The sequence below is a fragment of the Actinocrinis puniceicyclus genome, from assembly GCF_018283645.1.
Lineage (GTDB): Bacteria > Actinomycetota > Actinomycetes > Streptomycetales > Catenulisporaceae > Actinocrinis > Actinocrinis puniceicyclus.
The window spans coordinates 17,408-36,902 of the sequence record NZ_JAGSXH010000034.1; the positions used below are offsets into that span (position 1 = coordinate 17,408).

The window sequence follows — 19,495 nt, forward strand, 5'->3', positions numbered from 1 at the left end:
ATGTGATATGATGTCAGTTTACCGGTCTAATCTGGCGGCATGTGTTACGAAGCCGATGCCATTCCGCCGTTCTACGGCCCCGCACTGACCACGACGACCAGCGCCGGCCTGCTGCTGACCGCCTCCGACGGCGCTTCGTGCGCGGCCTATCTCTCGCTGCCGGCCGAGCCGAGTGGGCCGGGCGTGCTCGTGCTGCCCGACAACCGAGGGCTTTCCCGGTTCTACGAGGAGCTGACCCGACGCCTGGCCGAGCAGGGCCTGCCCGCGCTCGCGGTCGACTACTTCGGGCGCAGCGCCGGAACCGACTACCGCGCCCGCCCCGCCGACTTCGGCGCGCTGCCGCGGCACATGACGCATCTGCGTGCGCTGACGCGCGAAGCGCTGTCCGCGGACTTCGACGCCGCGCTGGCGCACCTGCGCTCGCCCGCGGGCGGGGCCTGCCGCGCGGTGATCTCGCTCGGTTTCTGCATGGGCGGCCGGTTCGCCTTCACCGCCGCGCACCGCCGCTTCGCCCTGGCCGGCGCGATCGGGCTGTACGGCTTCCCGGACGCGCTCAACGGCGCGCCCGGCCCGATCCAGCTGGCCCGCGAGCTGACCGCCCCGATCCTGGGCCTGTTCGCCGGGCAGGACGAGGGAATCCCGGCGAGCATGGTCGCGGCCTTCGACGAGGCGCTGGCCGCCGCGGGCAACGCGCACGAGATCGTCACCTACCCGGGCACGACGCACGGTTTCTTCGAGGCCGACGCGCTGGCCTTCCAGGAGGAGTGCGCGGACGTGTGGCGCAGGGTGCTCGACTTCGCGCACAGGCACCGCGACGCCGAGGCCTGACGGGGGAAGGCCGCATGCGGCGCTCCCCGACGCGGTACCGCCTCGGCCTATGCTGGGGCGGTGCCCGCACTCCGCATCACGCCGCGTGAGTTCCAGCTCGTGCTGCTGCGCCGGATGGCCGACTACCACCCCGAGCTGGTCGAACAGGCCCGTCGCGTGCTCGGCGCCACGGTCAGCGAGCAGCGCGAGGTCAACGCGCATTGGCAGCGGATGCAACGCTCGCGCTCGTATCGCGGCGCACTGCCCGCGTTGCGCGGATTCCTCGGCGAGCCGCTGGCGCAGGAGCAGCGCCGGATAGGAGACCTGACCTGCCACATCACGCGCTGGAAGCTGCCGCTGTGGCCGGATCTGCTGTTCGAGGCGCTGACCGGCCCCGGCGGTGTCATGCTGACGGAGCAACTGGTGCGCGATCCCGCCGCGGCCAAGCCCCGCCTGGAGACGATCGACGACCTGACGCCGTGGTCCTGCGTGATCGGCGACGTCGAACGGGCGTTCGCCTCGGTCAGGCACCGCGACGGCTCCGCGCCGAGCCGCTGGACCATGGACTTCACCGCGCCGGACGGCGCGGGCACGCCGGTGGCGGTGACCGCTGAATTCGTCTGGGGTCTGCTGCAGACGGCCCGGACCGCCGCGGGGAGCGAGCCGCGATGATCGCCGGAACCCGGCCGGGCCGCGCGTCAGAACGTGTTCGAGAAGTATCGCCGGGGCGGCCCCAAAGGGCCATGATCCAGCGTCAGACGGCCTTGATCCAGCCGCGCTCGACTGCGCGCGCCCCGGCCTGGAAGCGGCTGCGCGCGCCGAGGCGGGCGGTCAGCTCCGCGGTGACGCGGCGGCTGGTGCGCACCGAGACGCCGAGCTTGCGGGCTATCACGTCGTCGGTCCAGCCCTCGGCCAGCAGGCTGAGCACCGCCTGCTCCTGGCCGGTCAGCCCCTGGCCGTCGCGGTGGCGCTCCTCGCCGACCGGCTTCGCGGTGTGCCATATCTGCTCGAACAGCGCGCACAGCGCCGCGACCATCCCCGGGCCGCGCTGCACGACCGCGCCGGCCTTGCTGTGCTCCGGGTTGGTCGGGATCAGCGCCTGCTTGCGGTCGAAGATGACCATGCGCAGCGGCAGAGTCGGCGCGGTGCGCACCTGCCCGCCGGCCTCGGCCAGCCAGCGCAGGTAGTTCAGCGTCGGCGGGTCGTTGCGGGCGCTGTCGAGGTAGATGGTGCGCATGATCGTGCCGCGGTCCAGCGCCTCCTGGTCCAGCGGCCGGCTGGCCTCCATGCTGGCCTCGCTCTGCGCCCCGCCGGTGTTGAAGCCCATCACCTCGGTCAGGCCCGCGTGCGCGCGTTCCTCCAGCCAGGAGCGCACCGCGTCGACGCCGGCGAGCTGCTCGATGTCGGAATGCTGCCGCGAGGGGTGCAGGTTGGCGTAGTTGGCCACCACCGCGGCGACCGCCGCCCGGCTGGCCGCGATCTGCCGCTGCTGTTCCAGCACCGCGGCCTCGCGCTGCGCGAGCAGCGAGGACAGGCCGACCTCGGGGCTGACCAGCCGCAGCATGCCGGGATTCTCGTCGGAGGGCCGCAGCAGGGAGAGCCGGGCCAGTTCGTCCAGCCCCCGGCGGACACGCTCGGTGGAGAACCCCAGGCGTTCCGCCAGAGCGGAGACCCCGATGTGCGGCTCCGCGAGCATTGTCTTGTAGACGTTCTCCGCGTCGAGACTGACGCCCAGTGCTTCCAGCATGGCAAGCCCCCAACGATCGGTTGCTCCTCAGTGAAGCGTGCAGGTCCCTGCACCGCAAGATTCTGCCACACCGAAATCCTGGCCCGTGGCCTTCGGCTGACGGAACATCGGGAATATGTATCTCATCAATTCGCGCCTGACCGCCGAGGACAGCTGCATTAGCGCCGACGATCTTCGCCGTCTATTGACGGATATCGCGGACCCCGGCGACTGCCTGGAACACCTCTACGCCGAGACCGACCCACGCGAGGCGCGCCTGGCGCTGTTCCTGTGCCACCCGGATCTGGCGGCGGCCGAGTCCGCCGCGGCGCAGCTGTGCATGCGGGCCCTCAAGACCTGCCCCGAGCTGCGTGGATGGTCCATGCAGTACTGCGGGGCCGGGGTGGTGCCGGGGGCGGAGAAGATCCTGCTGGGTGTGTGACACCGGGGCAACAGCTTGTTGCCACCGCAGGGTCATGTCAGCGCGCAACGGTGACAGGGGCGGGCGCACTCCGGCAAAATCCTGCCTCGGATAAAGGTTCTTGCGAAGCACCGCGGGCTTCGAATTACCTACCGTTCCGGCAATTACCACCCTGCGTTTGAAGTTGTGCGAAAGAGGCATTCCCATGAAGCGTGCCACCCGTTCCGCGGGCCTGCTGGTCGCCGCTGCTCTCCTCTCGGCCGCACCCGCGGTCGCCGTCGCCGCGGCCGTCGACTCGCCCACCGCCGCCCCGGTCGCCGTGACCACCGCCCAGGCGTCCACGGCCACCAACATCTCCTGGGACTGACCGATGACAGAGACCCTTTCCGCTCCGGTGCGGCTGCACCGCCGCGAACCCGCGACGGCGCGCCGCGTCTGGAATGACGCCGCGGCCGAACGCTCCGGCCCGGCGCGCGGGGCCGCTGCGCTGCTCGGCGCGGAGCTCGAGGAGCTGACACGGGACGAGTTGATCGCGCTCGTGCCGGAGCCCTGGCTCTTCGACCGGCTGGTGCCGGCCGGGTTGTTCTCCAAGCTGCTGCGCCAGGGGCTGACCGTGCGGGTGCTGCACGGCCCGGCCCGGCCCGGGGATCCGGCGCCCTTCCCGGCGCTCACCCGGCTCGGCACGGCCGCGCCGACCACGTTCAGCCTGCCGTACCCGGTGATCGTGCGGGACCGCTCGGTGCTCTACATGCCGCACCCCGACCCGCGCCACCCGATGGCCGGGCGCCTGGCCCCGCAGCCCCACGTCGTCGCGGCCCGCTCGCTGGCGGTCGCCTTCGACCTGGCCTGGGCCGCCGCGTGCGGGCAGCCGCCGAACAGCCCGCCGCCCGGGCAGGTGACCGCCGAGCAGCGGGAGATCCTGCAGGTGCTCAGCAACGGGGTCACCGACGACCACGCGGCGGCGCAACTGCACATGAGCCGGCGCACCTTCGCCCGCCGGGTGGCCTCGCTGATGGACAGCCTCGGGGCGACCAGCCGGTTCCAGGTCGGCGTGCAGGCCGCGCGCCGCGGACTGGTCTGACCCGGGCGCCCGGTCCGGCAGCGGGGGACGGATCGGCCGATCTACGACCCTGGCCGCGTCGCCGGAGCGCTGCTCCCGGCGCCGCCCGGCGCCAGCGCGACCGCATGCCCGAAGTGCGGAAGCCGCGGCACCGCGCCAGGCTCGCCGCTCAGCCGATCCGTGCCGCGTTTTCGGCACCGTGACGTCGCCCGGCAACCGACGCCGTGCGGTTTACGCAAGCCTCGCCGTTACCTGGAGCGGCGTTGCCCCGCGATGCCGTGCGGTCATGCCGAAGAAGCACTGGTGCGAAGATGCACTGTCGTGTGAAGAAGCACTGTCGTGTGAAGAAGCACCACAGAGCGAAGCAGGGCATCCCGCGGTCGACCGACTCGTCCGCGCGGCCGTGCAATCAGGCCGAGCGCCCTCTACGCGCGCCGCTGCGGCACCAGGGCCGGCCCCGCGGTACCCGGCTACCCCCGCCCCGGCCGGCTCAGCCGTAGCGCCGGGTGGTGTCGAGCAGGCTCAGCACGTTGCGGTGCGAGGCCATGATGGCCGGCGCGGTGCCCGGCCCGGAGGGGTAGCTGAGGTAGGCCAGGTCGTCGGGCCCGGCGGCCCAGGGGTCGTCCTCGAAGAGCCCTGCGGTCTCCAGATCGGTCAGCATCGCCGGGTCGCAGTCCACGATCACCGTGCGCAGCAGCGCCGGGCGGTACGGGCCGCCGGGCAGTTCGATCCCCGCCTGAGCCACGATCACACGCAGCCCTATCTCCTGGCGCATGAGGTTAAGGCGCTCGGCCGAATAGCTGGGGTCCAGCGGCACGTATGCGCCCCCGGAACGCAGAATGCCGAGCATTCCGATCACCAGCTCTATGGAACTTTCACAGCACAGCCCGACCGGATGGCCCCGACGCACACCGGTCAGACGCAACTTCGCCGCCACCGTCCCCGCACGGCTCCACAACTGCCCGTAGGTGAGCTCGTGGCCGTCGAAGGCCACCGCCACCGCATCGGGGTCGATGCACACCTGTTCGGCGATCAGCTGCGGAATGCTCGCTTCGAGGAGAAGGTCCTCCCAGTCCGGACCGGCACACGCGGTCAACAGCGCCCACTCCGCCTCGGGCAGGCTGGACAGTTCGCCGACGGCCTCCTCCTGCGCGCCGTACGGCTTGATCCGCTGCGCGCGGATCACGCCGACCGGCGGTCCGTCGACGCGGTCGGTGAATCGGATGAACATCCCCATCCCTCCGCTTGGCTTCCCCGAGTGAACCCGGAACCCGGGAACGCGGTGCTCAGGAAGCTAACAGTCCGGGTTCGACCGCTTGCGTTGCGTGGAGGAAAGTGGCAAAAGTGTGCCAGTGACGGCCTCCGGCCGCCCGAACACCTTGACGGAGCGGTAAGGGGTCTGACGCGTCAGGGCTCTGTGCGGCGCTCGGGCAGGTGGGCGGATCGCCCAGGACTTAGAACAAAGTCGGTTGCAAGGAACCTTCAAGGGTGAGCAATCGGCGCTTGGTCTCCAGTCCGCCGCCGAATCCGCCGATGCCCCCGTCGGCCGCGATGACACGGTGGCAGGGCACGACGATCACAATCGGGTTGCTGCCCATGACGGTGCCGACGAGCCGGGAGGCGCCCGGTGTGCGGCCCGCCAGCACCGCGAGGTCGCCGTAACCGATGGTTTCGCCGTAGTGCACCTCGGCGTGCAGGGTCGACAGGATCGCGCGTTGCGCCCCCGAGGTCAGCGACCAGTCCACCGCGATGGTGAAGCTGGTGCGGCGCCCGGCGAAGTACTCCCCCAGTTCGCGGATGATCGACGCGCCGTGTTCGTGGTCGGACAGCGACGGCGCGCCTTCCGCGGGCGCACCGGGCGCGCACGCCGCGAGGCCGTCGGCGAAGCGCGCCAGCGAGCCGAAGGTGAGGCGCAGCAGTCCGTGCGGGCCGACCACGGCGCCGAGCGGCCCGACGGGCGAGTCGATGTCGCCCCGGGCCGAGCCCGCGGGCAGTGGGTGATGCGAACCCGGCGCCGGCATCCGACCGCTCCCTTCTCACGTCCGGGGTCCAGCCTAGGAAGCGGTGCCGACAGCGCCGACAGCGGCGACAGTGCCGCTCGGCGTCACGCGCCGGGCGGACGGGGCGAGGAGGGTGGTCTCGCTCGGCCGACGCGGGTGCCGCCCTCGCCGCTCACCGTCGCACGGGCTTCATCCGCGCGGGTTTCGAGTTCCCGCAGCGCCCGGGCGAGCGGTGAGCGCGGACGTTTGCGGCCCGGTGCGCGGCGAGCCGGGCCCGGGACCGCGCGCCGGATGGCGGCGGCCGACTGTGACACGGCCGAGCACAGCGCCGCTGCCCGGGCGCGCAGGGCCGCGGTGAAGTCTCCGAGGTCGCCCATGTCGCGCAGGGCGTCCATGAGGGCGCGTATACGTCTCCAGTCGCTGTTGGAACCCAGGGAAGCGGCGCAAAGTGCCACGGCGTCATACGCCGCGTCCAGTGCCCGCAGGGAACCGAGCGCCGCGAGGTCGGCCTGGTCGCGGATCGGCTCCGGCTCGGATCGCCACGCGCCGGCCGCGGCCGCGTCGCGAGCGGCGCCGCGAGGGGTGCCGCGAGGGGTGCCGCGAGGGGTGCCGATCTCCTCGCTCGCCGCGGTGAAAGTGGAAGGCGTCGGCTCGGCCGCGCGATGTTCTCCGGGCCGTCGCCGCGCCGGGAATCGCGGCCGGGCGGTGCCCGCGTTCAGGCCGGAGGCGAGCGTCGAGGCGCACTCGCGAGCGGGCAGCCCGGCGCGGCGCGCCGCGAGGAACAGTTCCGCGGCCACGAGGTCGCGGTCGAGCAGCCCGGCCCCGACGAGCCGGCCGAGGGCGTATGCCGTGCGATTGAGGGTGTCGTTGCGCGTGCCGACTCTCGCGGCGAGCATTCGTTCGACCTCGTTGTGCAGCGCGGCCGCGCCGTAGGCCGCCGCGGCGGCGCCTGACGTCCGTGCGCCGGCCACATCGGGGCGGCGGTTCGGTGCGGGAGACGCCGGTGGCTCGGCGGTGCGCGTTCGATAGCTGAGCTCGCGCACGATCCAGTGGGGTACGGGCGCGATCGGCACGCCATCGGCGATCTCGTAACGCTTGCCGTGGATCTGCGAGCCGGGCGCGACGACGTAACCGCCGGCCGCGCGGGTGTCGATCAGCGGTCCGAGGCGCCCGACCGTGTTGCGAAGTCGCAGTCCCGCAGGCACACGGAAGTATAGGTGTACACCTCCTGATGGCGTGTGCACGGTGAACGTACGCGGTATCGGCCGTCCTGCTGCCAGCTCCCTGAGCACCCTCGCGCCGTCGCGTGTCTCTGCGCCGCCGGGCGCGTAAGGCTCCTTCGGCACATCGAGGTCGAGCACGAGCAGCCCGCTCGGCCCGCACGCTATGCCGATGTTGCCGCCGGCGGGCCAGCCCAGTTCCCGCAACCGCCGCGGGTCGCGCACGGCCGCGCCCTCCCAGTTCTCGCGCAGCGCGGGCTGCTTGCTGTCCGGGCGCAGCGGGAAGAGCGCGAATCCGCGCTCTGCCAGCGACAGCGCCCAGCGGAGCCGGTCGGCCCCGGAAGACGGCGGCGCCGGGGATACCGCGATCGTGGACATGGCCGACCCTCCCGGTGTGGCGTTCGCAAGAATGTTCGTCGTACGTATGTTCTATACCCTTCCGCCGACAGATTCCGCGCTCGCGCCACGACATGGCACGATCTGCGGCATGCGCGCAGTCGTTCAGCGGGTGACCGAGGCGTCGGTGCTGGTCGAGGGGAAAGTCGTCGGCCGCATCGACGAACCCGGGCTGTGCGTGTTGGTCGGTGTCACACACGACGACACGCCGGAACACGCGCGCAGGCTGGCGGCGAAGCTGTGGACGCTGCGGATCCTGCGGGATGAGCGGTCGTGCTCGGACATCGACGCGCCGATCCTGTTGGTCTCGCAGTTCACCCTCTACGGAGACGCGCGCAAGGGGCGGCGGCCGACGTGGCAGGCTGCCGCGCCGGGCCCGGTGGCCGAGCCGCTGGTCGAGGCGACGGCCGCGGCGCTAAGGGGTCTCGGCGCGCGGGTGCAGGAGGGCGTGTTCGGCGCGCAGATGAAGGTCTGCCTGGTCAACGACGGACCGGTGACGTTGATCGTCGAGGTCTGATCTGCCCGGTGCCCCACTCCCGGAACTGATGCGGCGACCTGCTTGGCGGGCGCCGTCCTCGCGGCTCACCGCGGCGCCGACGAAGCGATGCTCAGCCGGCGCCGAGGCGCGCGTGCATCTCCCACACCAGGATCTCGGCGGCCTGCGTCGCGATGACCCGCTGCCCGTCACCGGCCGTGATGCGGGCGGCGGCCCCGGCGGCGAGCGGGCCGGCGCCTTCCAGGTCGATCGAGCCGCGCGCGACGAACAGGTGCAGGTATGGCGCTGCGGGCAGAGCGACCGAACCGCCCGGCTCCAGCCGGGCGGCGTACAGCGCGGCGTCCTTCTGCTTGATCCGGATCGCGGCCGCGCCGTCGTGCCGGGCCATCCCGGAGGCGACCGGCACCAGGCCGCCGCGCAGCGATTCGTCGCCGATCTCCGACTGCTCGTAGCCGGGGTCGATGCGGGCTTCGTCGGGCACGACCCACATCTGCACGAAGTGCACCGGCTCGTCGTGCTGCGCGCCTCCGGTCAACCGCCAGCAGTCGTTCTTCTCCGAGTGCAGGATGCCGCGGCCCGCGCTCATCCGCTGCGCGAGGCCCGGGTAGATGACGCCGCCGTGTCCCTCAGAGTCCTGATGCACGAGTGCTCCGCGCAGCACCCAGGTGACGATCTCCATGTCCTCGTGCGGATGGGTCTCGAACCCGGTGCCGGCACGGACCACGTCGTCGTTGTTGACCAGCAGCAGCCCGAAGTGGGTGTCGCGCGCGTCGTAGTGGCGGCCGAAGGAGAACGAGTGCTTCGAGTCCAGCCACGGGAGCCGGGTGGCGAAACGGTCCTGCGGGCGGCGCAGCTCGAGCGCCGGCTTCAGGTCCTTCGGTGCCGTCGTGGTCGGAAACGCGGGCATGGCGGCCTCCTGCTCGTCCTCGCCTCGACCCTACGCCCGCGCCGGGTGGTGCACGACGGCGGTTCCGATCGAACGCGGCGGTTGCCCGGACGGCGGTCTACCGCGCGATAATCCGGTTGACGGTCTACCGCTCCCGGCCGCGCGGCTTGAGCGGCGTGGCGGGCATCTCGGGGGCGCTGAGACGCCGGCCGGCGTAGCCGTGGACCTCCCCGAAGCGGTCACCGGTCATCCAATCCTCACGCGCCTGCGCCATCTCCTGCCCGGTTCGCCCCACGAAGTTCCAGAACATCACGATCCGCTCCTCGAAGGGCTCGCCGCCGAGCAGCATCAGGCCGGCAGCCGTCTCGGCGCGCAGCGGCAACTCCCGTCGCCCGCACCCGAGATAGAGCATCTCGCCCCGCACGGGCACCCCGTCCACCTCGGCCGCGCCCTGCATCGCGAGGACCGCGTGCTCGAAGTCGGGCTCGACGGGCAGGGCGACCCGCGCGCCCGACTTCGAGCGCGAGGTCGGCGCCCACCAGCGCGGAGAAGACCGTACCGGGTGAGCGCGCGCCGTCGAGCGCACCGAGGATCAGCGTCGCGCGCAGTCCGGGCGCGGTGATCGCGGGCAGCGCCGGGTGGTGCTCGAAGCTCGGCTCGGTGTCGCGGTGCGCGTCCGGCAGCGCCACCCACAGCTGCGCCCCGTGCAGGACCGCCGGGTGGTCCGCCGGGCTTTCCTCGGAGTGCGCGATGCCGCGGCCCGCGGTCATCAGGCCGAGCTGGTACGGGCGCACGGTCTGCAGGCTGCCGAGACTGTCGCGGTGCAGCACCTCGCCGTCGTGCAGCCAGCTGACGGTCTGAAGACCCATGTGCGGATGAGGCGGGACCTGCATGCCAGGTCCGTGCGCGATGTCGTCGGGGCCGTAGTGGTCGACGAAGCACCAGGCGCCGACCATCCTGCGGCCCAGGTTCGGCAGCAGCCGCCGCACCTTCGTGCTTTCGCCCAGGGGGACGACTTTGCCGGTCAGCAGCTCGTGTACTGGGCGCGCGGACACGTCCTGTCGTCCTCCGCAGACCGTGGCCGCGGGGCGCACGTCGAGGTTGCTCATGCCGGCCACGCTACGCCCGGCATACGTGGGCATACGCGCGATACTGTTCCCTACGATCACAGGAGGGTCTGAATGAGCGACCGCGTCAGGCTATTCATCGGCAGGTATACCGAGGGCGACACATCACCGCAGCCCGCTCCCGGGATCACCGTCGCCGAGTTCGATCCTGAGCGGCTCACGATCGAGCCACTCGGCGGCGCTCAGCTGCCCGAGGCGTCCTTCCTCGCGCTCAATCCGTCGGGCGGCGTGCTGTACGCCGTTCAGGAGGATGAGACGGACGGCCGGGCCGCGGCGTTCTCGATCGACGCGGGCACCAGCGCGCTGACCTTCCTCGGAAAGCAGCCCACGCACGGCGGGCTGCCGTGCCATCTGCTGGTCGAGCCGGGCGGGAGCCACCTGCTGACCGCGAACTACGCCGCCGGGAGCGTGGCGGTGCACCCGATCCGGCCCGACGGCGCCTTGGGCCCGTCGAGCGACGTCTCGCAGCACGTCGGTTCCGGACCGCGGCGCGATCGCCAGGCCGGCCCGCACGCGCACATGACCGCGGCAGCGCCGGGCGGCGAGGTGCTGCTCGCGGTCGACCTGGGCACCGACAGCATCTACGCGTACACCCTCGACGGGCTGTCGGGGCGGCTCACGCTCATCACGCAGAACCGGCTGCGGCCGGGCAGCGGCCCGCGGCACCTGGTCTTCCACCCGTCCGGCGAGTACTTCTACCTGGCCAACGAGCTCGGCAACTCGGTATCCGTGTGCGCATACGATCCCGGGACCGCCGCGGTGAAGGAACTGGCCGAACTGCCGGCCGTCGGCGAAGGCGGGGCCGGGCAGAACGCACCGGCGGGGATCGTGCTGTCCGCGGACGCGCGGTTCGCGTACCTGTCGAACCGGGGCGACGATTCGATCACCGTATTCGAAGTCTGCGACGGCGGCGCGCGGCTGCGCCCGGTCGGCCGCCACCCTTGCGGCGGGAGCCGGCCGCGGCACATCGTCTTCAGTCCGGACGGCCGCTTCCTGTTCGTGGCGAATCAGCAGTCGAACGACATCGCGGTGCTGCGGTTGGACCCGGAGAGCGGCGCGCTTTCACCGACCGGGCTCTCGTACCCGGTCAAGCAGGTCGCGCACGTGATCTTCGGATGAGACCGGCGGGGTCTCGCGGCGCCCGGCCTGCGGCCGGATGCAGTAGCAGAGGTGGCCGGCTCGACCGGGACGCCGTTCGACCAGTGGCGTGTCGAGGGCCCGGGCTTCCGCTCGGGCGACCTGGCCACCAGGGACGAGGCCGACGACCTGCTCACGGACGAAAGCGGCCTGATGATCGCGCTGCTGCAGCCCGACCCGCAGTTCCGGCCGATCGTCGGCCCGCAAGAGGGCCGCGCCGCACCCGCTTAGGCCGGCTTGGGATCCCGCAATCTCGCGCCGCGAGCTGCGACATACGCGATCACGTTGCGTATGCTGCAACAGGACGCTGTCCGGGGAGGAGGGGCGCTGTGGACGCCGCAGCACTCGGGGCGCTGGCCGCTGAGCGGATCGACTGGCGTTTCAAGGGATTCCCGGCCCGCTTCGACGGCCTGACCGTCGGCGAACTGATCGCGGCCGAGCCGCCGGTGGCCGAGTTCGGCACCCCGTTGCTGACGCTCGACGGCCCGGCGCTCACGCACAATCTGGCTTCGATGGCGCGGTACTGCGCGGCGCACGGCGTCGACCTGGCGCCGCACGGCAAGACCACGATGGCTCCCCAATTGTTCGCGCGGCAGTTGGACGCCGGCGCCTGGGGAATCACCGCCGCCACGATCGCACACGTGCGCGCATACCGGGCGTTCGGCGTCGAGACGATCGTTTTGGCGAACCAGTTGATCGACGCCGACGCGCTCGGCTGGGTGGCCGGAGAACTGCGCCGCGCGCCCCGTCTGAGGTTGCTGTGCTTCGCCGACTCGCTCGCGGGGGTCGCTCTGATGCAGGCGGCGCTGTCGGCAGCGGAAGCGCCCCGGCCGCTTGAGGTGGTCATCGATCTGGGCGCGCCCGGCGGCCGGACCGGCTGCCGGACGGCGGACGAAGCCGAGGCGGTGGCCCGCGCCGTGCACGCGGCGGATCGGCTGCGCCTGGTCGGCGCCGGGGGCTTCGAAGGGGCTCTCGCTCCGGACCGCGAACCGCGCAGCATCGAGCGTATCCGCGAATATCTGCGTTCCTTGCGGGAGCTGGTGATCAGGATCGACGACGCCGGGCTGTTCGACGAGACCGATGAGATCATCGCGACCGCCGGCGGCAGCGCCTACTTCGACGACGTCGTCGAAATCCTGGCCGGGGCGTGGGAAGCGTCGCGACCGGTTCGCACAGTGCTGCGCAGCGGCGCGTACATCACGCATGACGACGGTCATTATCGAAGGCTGACACCGATGGGGGACGGCCTGCGGGCCGCGCTGAGCATCCGCTCCCGCGTCGTGTCCGCGCCCGAGCCGGGGCTCGTGCTGCTCGACTTCGGCAAACGCGACGCTCCGATGGACCTGGGCCTGCCCGAGCCGCACTCGGTGCAGCGCGCGGACGGTTCGGTGGAAGTGCTCGCGCACTGCACTGTCAGTGCTCTGGCGGACCAGCACGCGTTCCTGCGATACGGCGGCGACACGGTCTTCCGGATCGGTGAGATCGTCTCCTGCGGCATCTCGCATCCGTGTACGGCCTTTGACAAGTGGCAACTGATCCCGGTCGTCGAGGACGGGCACGTGGTGGACGTGGTGCGCACCTTCTTCTGACCGACGCACTCCGCCACGACCGGGCGCGGGTGGCAGAGCACCGGTGGCGCTCGAACGCGGCCGCGGAAGGGTCGCGCAGGCACCGGCCGCGGACGTAGTGTGGTTCGACCCCGTGACGGTGGCGGACAGGCTCACCTTCGAACGGCCGTGCCGAACCGTTTGCGGGGCCGCGTACGTTCTGGTCGACGGCACGGCACGGCACGGCGCTGCGGCGCGGCACCCGGCAACCACGGCAACCACGGCAGTCCCGACCGAGGCGGAGGTTCGGATGCAGGCACCGCAGGCGCACTCCCCGGCGCACGCGCAGGCGTTCGCGTCGTCGGCGCGTCTCGACCCGCTGGAGGTGTTGGCCGGCGACCGCGTGCTGTGCATCGTGCGGGCCAACCAGGTGGCGGACCCGGCCGGGCTGGCCGCCACGCTGGCCGGCGCCGGCATCCGGCTGGTGGAGTTCACCTTCACCATCCCGGGGGTGCTCGACGTGATCGAGGCGGCGGCGGAGGTACCGGGCAGCGTGGTCGGCGCCGGGACGGTGCTCACGGCCGGCCATGCGCGCGACGCTGTGGCCGCGGGCGCGCGGTTCCTGCTGACGCCGGACGTCCGCCCGGAGGTGGCGACCGCGGCACGGGCCTGCGGCGTCCCGCTGATCATGGGCGCGTTGACGCCCACCGAACTGAGCCGCGCCGTCGACCTGGGCGCGGCGGCGGTGAAGGTGTTCCCCGCGCGGCTCGGCGGTCCCGCCTACCTGCGCGACCTTCTCGGCCCGTTCCCGGACGCGCGGCTGATCGCGACCGGCGGGGTGAACGCGGCCAACGCCGGGGACTTCGTGGAGGCCGGGGCGCTGGCCGTGGGCGCCGGAGCGGACATCGTGCCGCCGACCCTGGTGGAGCAGGGCGAGCACACGGCGATCGCGGAACGGGCCGAGGCGTTCGTACGCGCGCTGCGGTAGCGGCGGGCGCCGCACGGCCGCACGGCCACACGGCCGGCTCAGCCGCGAGCGTGCGCGTCCTTCGTGGTTTCGGCCGCGATGAAGCGGACCAGTTCGGGCAGCCCGTTTCCGGCCACCGCGTCGCGCTGGCGCCGGCTGCCGTTGCCATCGCGCAGGGTCTGCTCAAGCAGTGCGGCCACCTGCTCCCCGTCTCCGTGCGCCGCCAGTGCGGGTGACACGTGACGCAGCAGCCCGCGCGCCGCCGAACGCGCGTCGACCGGCTTTCCCTCCGGGCTGATCAGCGAGCCGTCCAGGCCGTGACGGGCCGCGTGCCAGCTGGAGGCCGCGGTGACCTCGGGCAGCGGGGAGGGCAGCGGCCCGCCGGCCTCATGTTCCCAGACCGCGGTCTGTGCCAGCCCCCTGACCAGGCCCGCGATCATCACCGCCTGTTCCACTCGCAGCTGGACGTCGGCCGCGCGTACCTCAAGAGTGCGGTAGCGCTCGGACAGCCGGGCGTGCCAGTACATCTGGTGCGCGTCACGTACCGCTCCCCCGTCCACCAGCGCGCGCACCCGGCGTTCGTAGTCGGCGCCGTCGGCGAACACCGGGGGCGGGCCGCTGACGGGCCAGCGCCCGAAGACCACTGTGCGCCAGCTGGCGAATCCGGTGTCACGGCCGCGCCAGAACGGGGAGTTGCCTGAGAGCGCCACCAGAACCGGTAGCCAGGGGCGCAGCCGGTTGAGCATGACGACGCCGGTGTCCCGGTCGGGAATCCCCACGTGCACATGCATCCCGTTGATCAGTTGCTCCTCGACGAGCTGCTGCGCGTCGCGGTACATGACCTGATAGCGCGGGGTGTCGGTGATCACGGCCGGTCCGGCGTCGCTGAACGGGGCGGCCGCTGTGGCCGCGAGCAGGCATCCGCTCTGCTGGGCGGCCTCGCCGAGCGCGTGGCGCAGGCGCAGCAGGTGGCCGCCCACCTCGTTGAGCGACTCGCACACCGGGGTGGCCACCTCCAGTTGCGCGAGCAGCAGCTCATGCTGCACCTCGGCAGCGGCGAGAGCCGGTTGCAGACCGGCGGCCTTGCACACCGCGTCGGCCGCTGCGACCGGGTGGCCGCTGACCGGATCGAGCAGCAGGTACTCCTCCTCGACCCCGAGCGTGATCACCCGGTTCAAGTACCCGCCCGGCGACGTTGAAACCGGCGCCGGGAAGCGGTTCACCCGAGTGCACGAGCGTCGAACCCGGGTACGGCCCGCGCGCTCGGTCTCGTCGTGTGCCGTGTACCGTGCGCCGCCGACAGAACCCTGTCACCCGTGTCGGGTGGGTTCTCACGGGGTCGTCAACGTGCGGACGGGTCGAGCGGCCGGTGGGTAGGCGCGACGTATGCCAGCAGCGGCACCGGACGCAGGCCGCAGCGGCGCTTGAACTCGCCGTAGCGCCGTCCGCATTCGAACCGCGTCACACCGAGCCGCGCGGCGTACTTCAGCGCCTCGTAGAAGAGCACGTAGAACGGGCTGAACTCGTCGGCGGACCGGTCGGCCGCGCAGGTCCACAGGTGCAGGCTGCGCTCGTCGAGCAGGCAGATCCCGAGGCCCACCACGCGACCGGAGACGCAGACCTCGATGATCCGCGCGGCCGGTCCGAGCAGGCGGTGTAAGCGGTGCAGGCCGCCCGGCGCGAAGTATCCGGCCTCCATGGACGCGACCAGCCCGTCGTGCGCCGCCGGCTGCCCGCGGCCGGGTTCCAGGATGCGGGTGACCGCCCCGGCGCGTTCGGCGCGGCGGCGGTGCAGGCTCAGCGTGTAGCGCTGGTGGCCGGGGAGGGCCGCGAGGTGGTCGGCCGGATCGAATCCGGGCGGCAGGTCGAGGACGTAACGCTGGTCGATGGGCACGCCGTGTGCGCCGAGGCCGGTCAGCGCGGCGGCCAGCGGTCCGGTGGCGTCCACGTTGACCAGGCCGTACCAGGGTGCTGACAATTCGGCGGCCAGGCTCTGGAACGCGGCCAGGACGGTGCGCACCGCGTCGAGGTCCGCGGGCCCTTCGCGGGACGGCAGCCAGGTGTCGTAGCAGTGCCAGGTGTGGCTGATCAGCCCGCGCTCAGTGGCGATAGAGGGTTCGTATACGGCGAGCGCGCCGAGCGGGTCCATCCGTGGCAGCAGCGCGACCGGAAGCGCGGCGCGGGCGCGGCGGTCGGCGTCGCGCAACACGAGGTAGGCGTAGGCGTCCGCGGGCAGCAGCCGGGACTCGCGGTACGCGGACAGGAAGGCGCTGCGGTAGAAGACCGGCGCTCCGCTGTCCGCCGCGAGGTCGTCCCAGTCGGGCACGGCGGCGACGTCGTCGTGTATCTCTACGGTGCCGGTCACCGGGGTTGGGCGCACGCGATGCTGCGGGTCGTGCGTTGGGCCATCGCTTCGAACACTCCGTCCATCGGCGGGTTGCGGCGGCGCCGGCGCCGCGTCCTCGGTAAGGGACGGCGCGGGCCGCTCGCGCAGCGGTCGCGAGCCGGGCGGTAGCTCGGACGCTAAAACAGGGTTCGAAGACTGTCAAGAGTCCGGTGCTCGGCGGCGCCACAATGCCTCACGCGGCCCAGCCGAAGCGGCGGTGAGTCACCTGCGGGCGACCTTCTTGCGCACCGGGACACACCCATGCGCTTCCCCCGTCAGCACCCTGCAATGCCGGCCGACAAGGCGACCACGAAGCCGGCGGGACGCTGGGGGTCAGGTCGCATGGGCCGCGGAGCTTGCGACGCGGCCCATGCGAGTCCGTACATCCCTGGCGGCCTGCGATGCGGCTAGCGCGCACCGAGCAGGTGGTCCAGTGCGAGCTGGTCGAGGTGCTCGAAGGCCATGCCGCGCTCGGCGGCGGCGTTCGGGTCGAAGTCCTCGAACGCGCTGCGGTCGGCCAGCAGGTCGGCGATCGTCTCGCCTTCGGCCAGCGTGGTCTGCGCGAGCTGGTCGAGCCGGGAGGCACGCAGCGCCGCCTGGACCTCGGGGTCGGCGCGGAACGCCGCGGCCTTCTGCTTGAGGATCAGGTAGTTGCGCATGCAGCCGGCCGCCGAGGACCAGACACCGGAGTAGTCCTCGGTGCGCGGCGGCTTGAAGTCGAAGTGCCGCGGGCCCTGGTACCCGGCCGACTCGAGAAGGTCCACCAGCCAGAACGCCGCCCGCAGGTCACCGGCGCCGAAGCGCAGGTCCTGGTCGAACTTGATCCCGGACTGGCCGTTGAGGTCGATGTGGAACAGTTTGCCGTGCCACAGCACCTGCGCGATGCCGTGCGGGAAGTTCAGCCCGGCCATCTGCTCGTGGCCGACCTCCGGGTTCAGGCCCACCAACTCGGGGTGCGCGAGCTTCTCGATGAAGGCCAGGCCGTGACCGACCGTGGGCAGCAGGATGTCGCCGCGCGGCTCGTTCGGCTTGGGCTCGATCGCGAAGCGCAGGTCGTAGCCCTGGTCCAGGACGTACTGGCCAAGCAGGTCGAAAGCCTCCTTGAGCCGGTCGAGCGCGACGCGCACGTCCTTGGCCGCGCCCGACTCCGCACCCTCGCGCCCGCCCCACGCGACGTACGTCTTGGCGCCCAGCTCGACCGCCAGGTCGATGTTGCGGATGGTCTTGCGCAGCGCGAAACGGCGCACGTCGCGGTCGTTCGCGGTGAAGGCGCCGTCCTTGAACACCGGGTGGGTGAACAGGTTCGTGGTGGCCATGGGGACCTTCATCCCGGTCTCGTCGAGCGCGGCGCGGAAGCGCTTGATGTGCGCCTCGCGATCGGCGTCGGCGGAGCCGAAGGGGATCAGGTCGTCATCGTGGAATGTGACTCCGTACGCACCGAGCTCGGCGAGGCGGTGTACCGACTCGACCGGGTCGAGCGGCGCGCGCGTGGCGTCGCCGAACGGGTCGCGGCCCACCCAGCCGACCGTCCACAGTCCGAAGGTGAACTTGTCGTCCGGTGTGGGCGTGTACTGACCCTGGTCAGTGTGGGACTGCGTCATTGCTTGCTCCCAGCGGTGTCGGAGGGCTAGCCTCATTCGTAAACGCGGAATACAAATTCCGCTCCCAACTTACTCCTTCGCGGCCCCGGGCGGTATCCGTCCCCCACCGGATCCCCCCGGGCGGCGAATCGACCGACCGAGGGGACGAAGATGTCACCGGCCGCAGCGCGCATCGTCATCGGCGTGGACAGCTCCACCCAGTCGACCAAGGCCCTGGCCGTGGACGTCGACTCGGGCAAGGTGGTGGGCACCGGGCGGGCGCCGCACACGGTCAGCGGCGGCGCGGGCCGGGAGAGCGATCCGCAGCAGTGGTGGGAGGCGCTGGTCTCGGCGCTGGAACAGACGCGACACGCCGGCTCGGCGCAGGCGGTCGCGATCGGCGGGCAGCAGCACGGCCTGGTGACGCTCGACGAGAAGGGCGTGCCGGTGCGCCCGGCGCTGCTGTGGAACGACGTGCGCAGCGCCCCGCAGGCCGCGGCGCTGGTCGAGCGGTTCGGCGCCGGGTGGTGGGCGCAGCGGGTCGGCAGCGTGCCGGCCGCATCGTTCACCGTCACCAAGTGGGCGTGGCTGCGCGAGCAGGAACCGGAGGCCGCCCAGCGGGTCGCGGCCGTGCGGCTTCCGCACGATTATCTGACCGAAAGGCTGACCGCGGAGGCGACCACGGACCGCGGCGACGCCTCGGGCACCGGCTGGTGGACGCCCCAGGGCTACGACGACGAGGTGCTCGACCACGTCGGCCTCTCCCCCGAGTTGCTGCCCCGGGTGGTCGAGCCCGGCCAGGCTGCCGGGCAGGTGCGGGTGCGCGACGGCGCCGCGGCACTCGGCAGCGCCGTGCCGCTGCGCGAAGGCACGCTGGTCGCCGCGGGAACCGGCGACAACATGGCGGCCGCGCTCGGCCTCGGTCTCGCGCCGGGCGTCCCGGTCCTCAGCCTCGGCACATCAGGGACCGTATACGCGGTCACCCGGGGCCGGCCGACCGACCCGAGCGGCATCGTCGCAGGGTTCGCGGACGCGCTCGGCGGCTGGCTGCCGCTGGCCTGCACGCTCAACTGCACCCTCGCGGTGGACCGGTTCGCCGCCCTGCTCGGGCTGGACCGGCAGGCCGTGGAGCCGGCGGGTAGCGCCGTGGTGCTGCCGTACCTCGACGGCGAGCGCACCCCGAACCTGCCGCTCGCCTCCGGCCTGGTGACCGGGCTGCGCCACGACACCACGCCGGGCCAACTGCTCCAAGCGGCCTACGACGGAGCGGCGTACTCGCTGCTCGCAGCCCTCGACGACGTGCTTCGCGCCGGCGGGCAGCAGCCGGAGTCCGACACCCCGCTGCTTCTGATCGGCGGCGGCGCCCGCGGCCCGGCCTGGCAGGACACGGTGCGCAGGCTTTCCGGCCGCGCGGTCCGCATCCCGGCGGCCGAGGAGATCGTCGCGCTCGGGGCCGCGGCGCAGGCTGCGGGACTGCTGACCGGCGAGAGCGCGGACGCGGTGGCCCGGCGGTGGAACACGGCGGCCGGGCCCGTGCTCGAACCGTTGCCTCGCGACGACACCGCCCGCGCCCTCATCGCGGCTACCCTGCAACGTGCCGAGCAGGGCGGCCTGTTCGCGGGCGGTCATGACATCGGAAGCGCTTCCGCGGACCGCTGAACCCGGCAAGCCCGACAGACCGTCTGATCCCTGGTGCGGCGGACGACGGATCACAAAACAGGACGGCACGACAGGGCAGG

The 19,495-nt window shown here is 72.2% G+C and carries 19 protein-coding genes and 1 pseudogene; 11 read left to right on the top strand and 9 right to left on the bottom strand.

Annotated features, from left to right (window positions below; translation table 11 throughout):
- Positions 1 to 39 precede the first annotated feature (39 nt).
- Together KGA66_RS11990 and KGA66_RS11995 are read left to right on the top strand one after the other, a co-directional pair.
- Positions 40 to 828 (top strand): dienelactone hydrolase family protein, encoded by a 789-nt coding sequence (locus tag KGA66_RS11990; protein WP_211467779.1) that lies wholly within the window; start codon positions 40 to 42, stop codon positions 826 to 828.
- A 60-nt stretch (positions 829 to 888) separates the two neighbouring features.
- Positions 889 to 1,479, top strand: coding sequence for a hypothetical protein (locus tag KGA66_RS11995; protein ID WP_211467780.1), 591 nt, complete (start codon positions 889 to 891; stop codon positions 1,477 to 1,479).
- Between the two features lie 82 nt (positions 1,480 to 1,561).
- On the opposite strand, the gene KGA66_RS12000 is transcribed toward KGA66_RS11995, so the two are convergent.
- Positions 1,562 to 2,554, bottom strand: a complete 993-nt coding sequence (locus tag KGA66_RS12000; protein WP_211467781.1) for a helix-turn-helix transcriptional regulator — start codon at positions 2,552 to 2,554, stop codon at positions 1,562 to 1,564.
- A gap of 115 nt (positions 2,555 to 2,669) precedes the next feature.
- On the opposite strand from KGA66_RS12000, the gene KGA66_RS12005 reads away from it, so the two are divergent.
- The 3 genes from KGA66_RS12005 (at position 2,670) to KGA66_RS12015 (ending at position 4,035) form a co-directional block, all read left to right on the top strand.
- On the top strand, positions 2,670 to 2,975 hold the full coding sequence (locus KGA66_RS12005) for a hypothetical protein (RefSeq protein ID WP_211467782.1): 306 nt from the start codon (positions 2,670 to 2,672) through the stop codon (positions 2,973 to 2,975).
- 184 nt (positions 2,976 to 3,159) lie between these two features.
- Positions 3,160 to 3,321 (top strand): hypothetical protein, encoded by a 162-nt coding sequence (locus KGA66_RS12010; protein WP_211467783.1) that lies wholly within the window; start codon positions 3,160 to 3,162, stop codon positions 3,319 to 3,321.
- A 3-nt stretch (positions 3,322 to 3,324) separates the two neighbouring features.
- On the top strand, positions 3,325 to 4,035 hold the full coding sequence (locus KGA66_RS12015; RefSeq protein WP_211467784.1) for a helix-turn-helix transcriptional regulator: 711 nt from the start codon (positions 3,325 to 3,327) through the stop codon (positions 4,033 to 4,035).
- Between the two features lie 469 nt (positions 4,036 to 4,504).
- On the opposite strand, the gene KGA66_RS12020 is transcribed toward KGA66_RS12015, so the two are convergent.
- From KGA66_RS12020 to KGA66_RS12030, 3 genes are all read right to left on the bottom strand, one after another.
- Complete coding sequence (locus KGA66_RS12020) at positions 4,505 to 5,245, bottom strand: AMP-binding protein (RefSeq protein WP_211467785.1); 741 nt, start codon at positions 5,243 to 5,245, stop codon at positions 4,505 to 4,507.
- A gap of 223 nt (positions 5,246 to 5,468) precedes the next feature.
- Positions 5,469 to 6,035, bottom strand: a complete 567-nt coding sequence (locus KGA66_RS12025; RefSeq protein WP_211467786.1) for a methylated-DNA--[protein]-cysteine S-methyltransferase — start codon at positions 6,033 to 6,035, stop codon at positions 5,469 to 5,471.
- An 83-nt stretch (positions 6,036 to 6,118) separates the two neighbouring features.
- On the bottom strand, positions 6,119 to 7,612 hold the full coding sequence (locus tag KGA66_RS12030; RefSeq protein ID WP_211467788.1) for a bifunctional DNA primase/polymerase: 1,494 nt from the start codon (positions 7,610 to 7,612) through the stop codon (positions 6,119 to 6,121).
- A gap of 109 nt (positions 7,613 to 7,721) precedes the next feature.
- Here KGA66_RS12030 and dtd point away from each other — a divergent pair, with 109 nt between their 5' ends.
- Positions 7,722 to 8,147 carry a D-aminoacyl-tRNA deacylase gene (dtd, locus tag KGA66_RS12035; RefSeq protein ID WP_211467790.1) on the top strand — a complete coding sequence of 142 codons (426 nt, stop codon included), beginning with the start codon at positions 7,722 to 7,724 and terminating at the stop codon, positions 8,145 to 8,147.
- 91 nt (positions 8,148 to 8,238) lie between these two features.
- On the opposite strand, the gene KGA66_RS12040 is transcribed toward dtd, so the two are convergent.
- The gene (locus tag KGA66_RS12040; protein WP_211467792.1) at positions 8,239 to 9,033 is read right to left on the bottom strand and encodes a pirin family protein; all 795 of its coding nucleotides are present in this window, start codon (positions 9,031 to 9,033) and stop codon (positions 8,239 to 8,241) included.
- A 124-nt stretch (positions 9,034 to 9,157) separates the two neighbouring features.
- Positions 9,158 to 10,121, bottom strand: a pseudogene (locus KGA66_RS32075) (pirin family protein).
- A gap of 72 nt (positions 10,122 to 10,193) precedes the next feature.
- Here KGA66_RS32075 and KGA66_RS12055 point away from each other — a divergent pair.
- From KGA66_RS12055 to KGA66_RS12065, 4 genes are all read left to right on the top strand, one after another.
- Entirely contained in the window at positions 10,194 to 11,258 is a 1,065-nt protein-coding gene (locus tag KGA66_RS12055) for a lactonase family protein (protein ID WP_211467796.1), read from the top strand.
- Positions 11,259 to 11,309: 51 nt separating this feature from the next.
- Entirely contained in the window at positions 11,310 to 11,507 is a 198-nt protein-coding gene (locus tag KGA66_RS30050; protein ID WP_246507583.1) for a hypothetical protein, read from the top strand.
- A gap of 98 nt (positions 11,508 to 11,605) precedes the next feature.
- Complete coding sequence (locus KGA66_RS12060) at positions 11,606 to 12,865, top strand: alanine racemase (protein ID WP_312886877.1); 1,260 nt, start codon at positions 11,606 to 11,608, stop codon at positions 12,863 to 12,865.
- A 268-nt stretch (positions 12,866 to 13,133) separates the two neighbouring features.
- Positions 13,134 to 13,811 carry a bifunctional 4-hydroxy-2-oxoglutarate aldolase/2-dehydro-3-deoxy-phosphogluconate aldolase gene (locus KGA66_RS12065; RefSeq protein WP_211467800.1) on the top strand — a complete coding sequence of 226 codons (678 nt, stop codon included), beginning with the start codon at positions 13,134 to 13,136 and terminating at the stop codon, positions 13,809 to 13,811.
- 38 nt (positions 13,812 to 13,849) lie between these two features.
- Here KGA66_RS12065 and KGA66_RS12070 read toward each other — a convergent pair whose 3' ends face one another.
- From KGA66_RS12070 to xylA, 3 genes are all read right to left on the bottom strand, one after another.
- Positions 13,850 to 14,959 carry a carboxylate-amine ligase gene (locus tag KGA66_RS12070; protein ID WP_312886878.1) on the bottom strand — a complete coding sequence of 370 codons (1,110 nt, stop codon included), beginning with the start codon at positions 14,957 to 14,959 and terminating at the stop codon, positions 13,850 to 13,852.
- Positions 14,960 to 15,132: 173 nt separating this feature from the next.
- Positions 15,133 to 16,155 carry a GNAT family N-acetyltransferase gene (locus KGA66_RS12075; protein ID WP_211467804.1) on the bottom strand — a complete coding sequence of 341 codons (1,023 nt, stop codon included), beginning with the start codon at positions 16,153 to 16,155 and terminating at the stop codon, positions 15,133 to 15,135.
- A gap of 428 nt (positions 16,156 to 16,583) precedes the next feature.
- Entirely contained in the window at positions 16,584 to 17,777 is a 1,194-nt protein-coding gene (xylA, locus tag KGA66_RS12080; protein ID WP_211467805.1) for a xylose isomerase, read from the bottom strand.
- A 150-nt stretch (positions 17,778 to 17,927) separates the two neighbouring features.
- Here xylA and xylB point away from each other — a divergent pair, with 150 nt between their 5' ends.
- Entirely contained in the window at positions 17,928 to 19,415 is a 1,488-nt protein-coding gene (gene xylB / locus KGA66_RS12085) for a xylulokinase (protein ID WP_211467807.1), read from the top strand.
- Positions 19,416 to 19,495 lie beyond the last annotated feature (80 nt).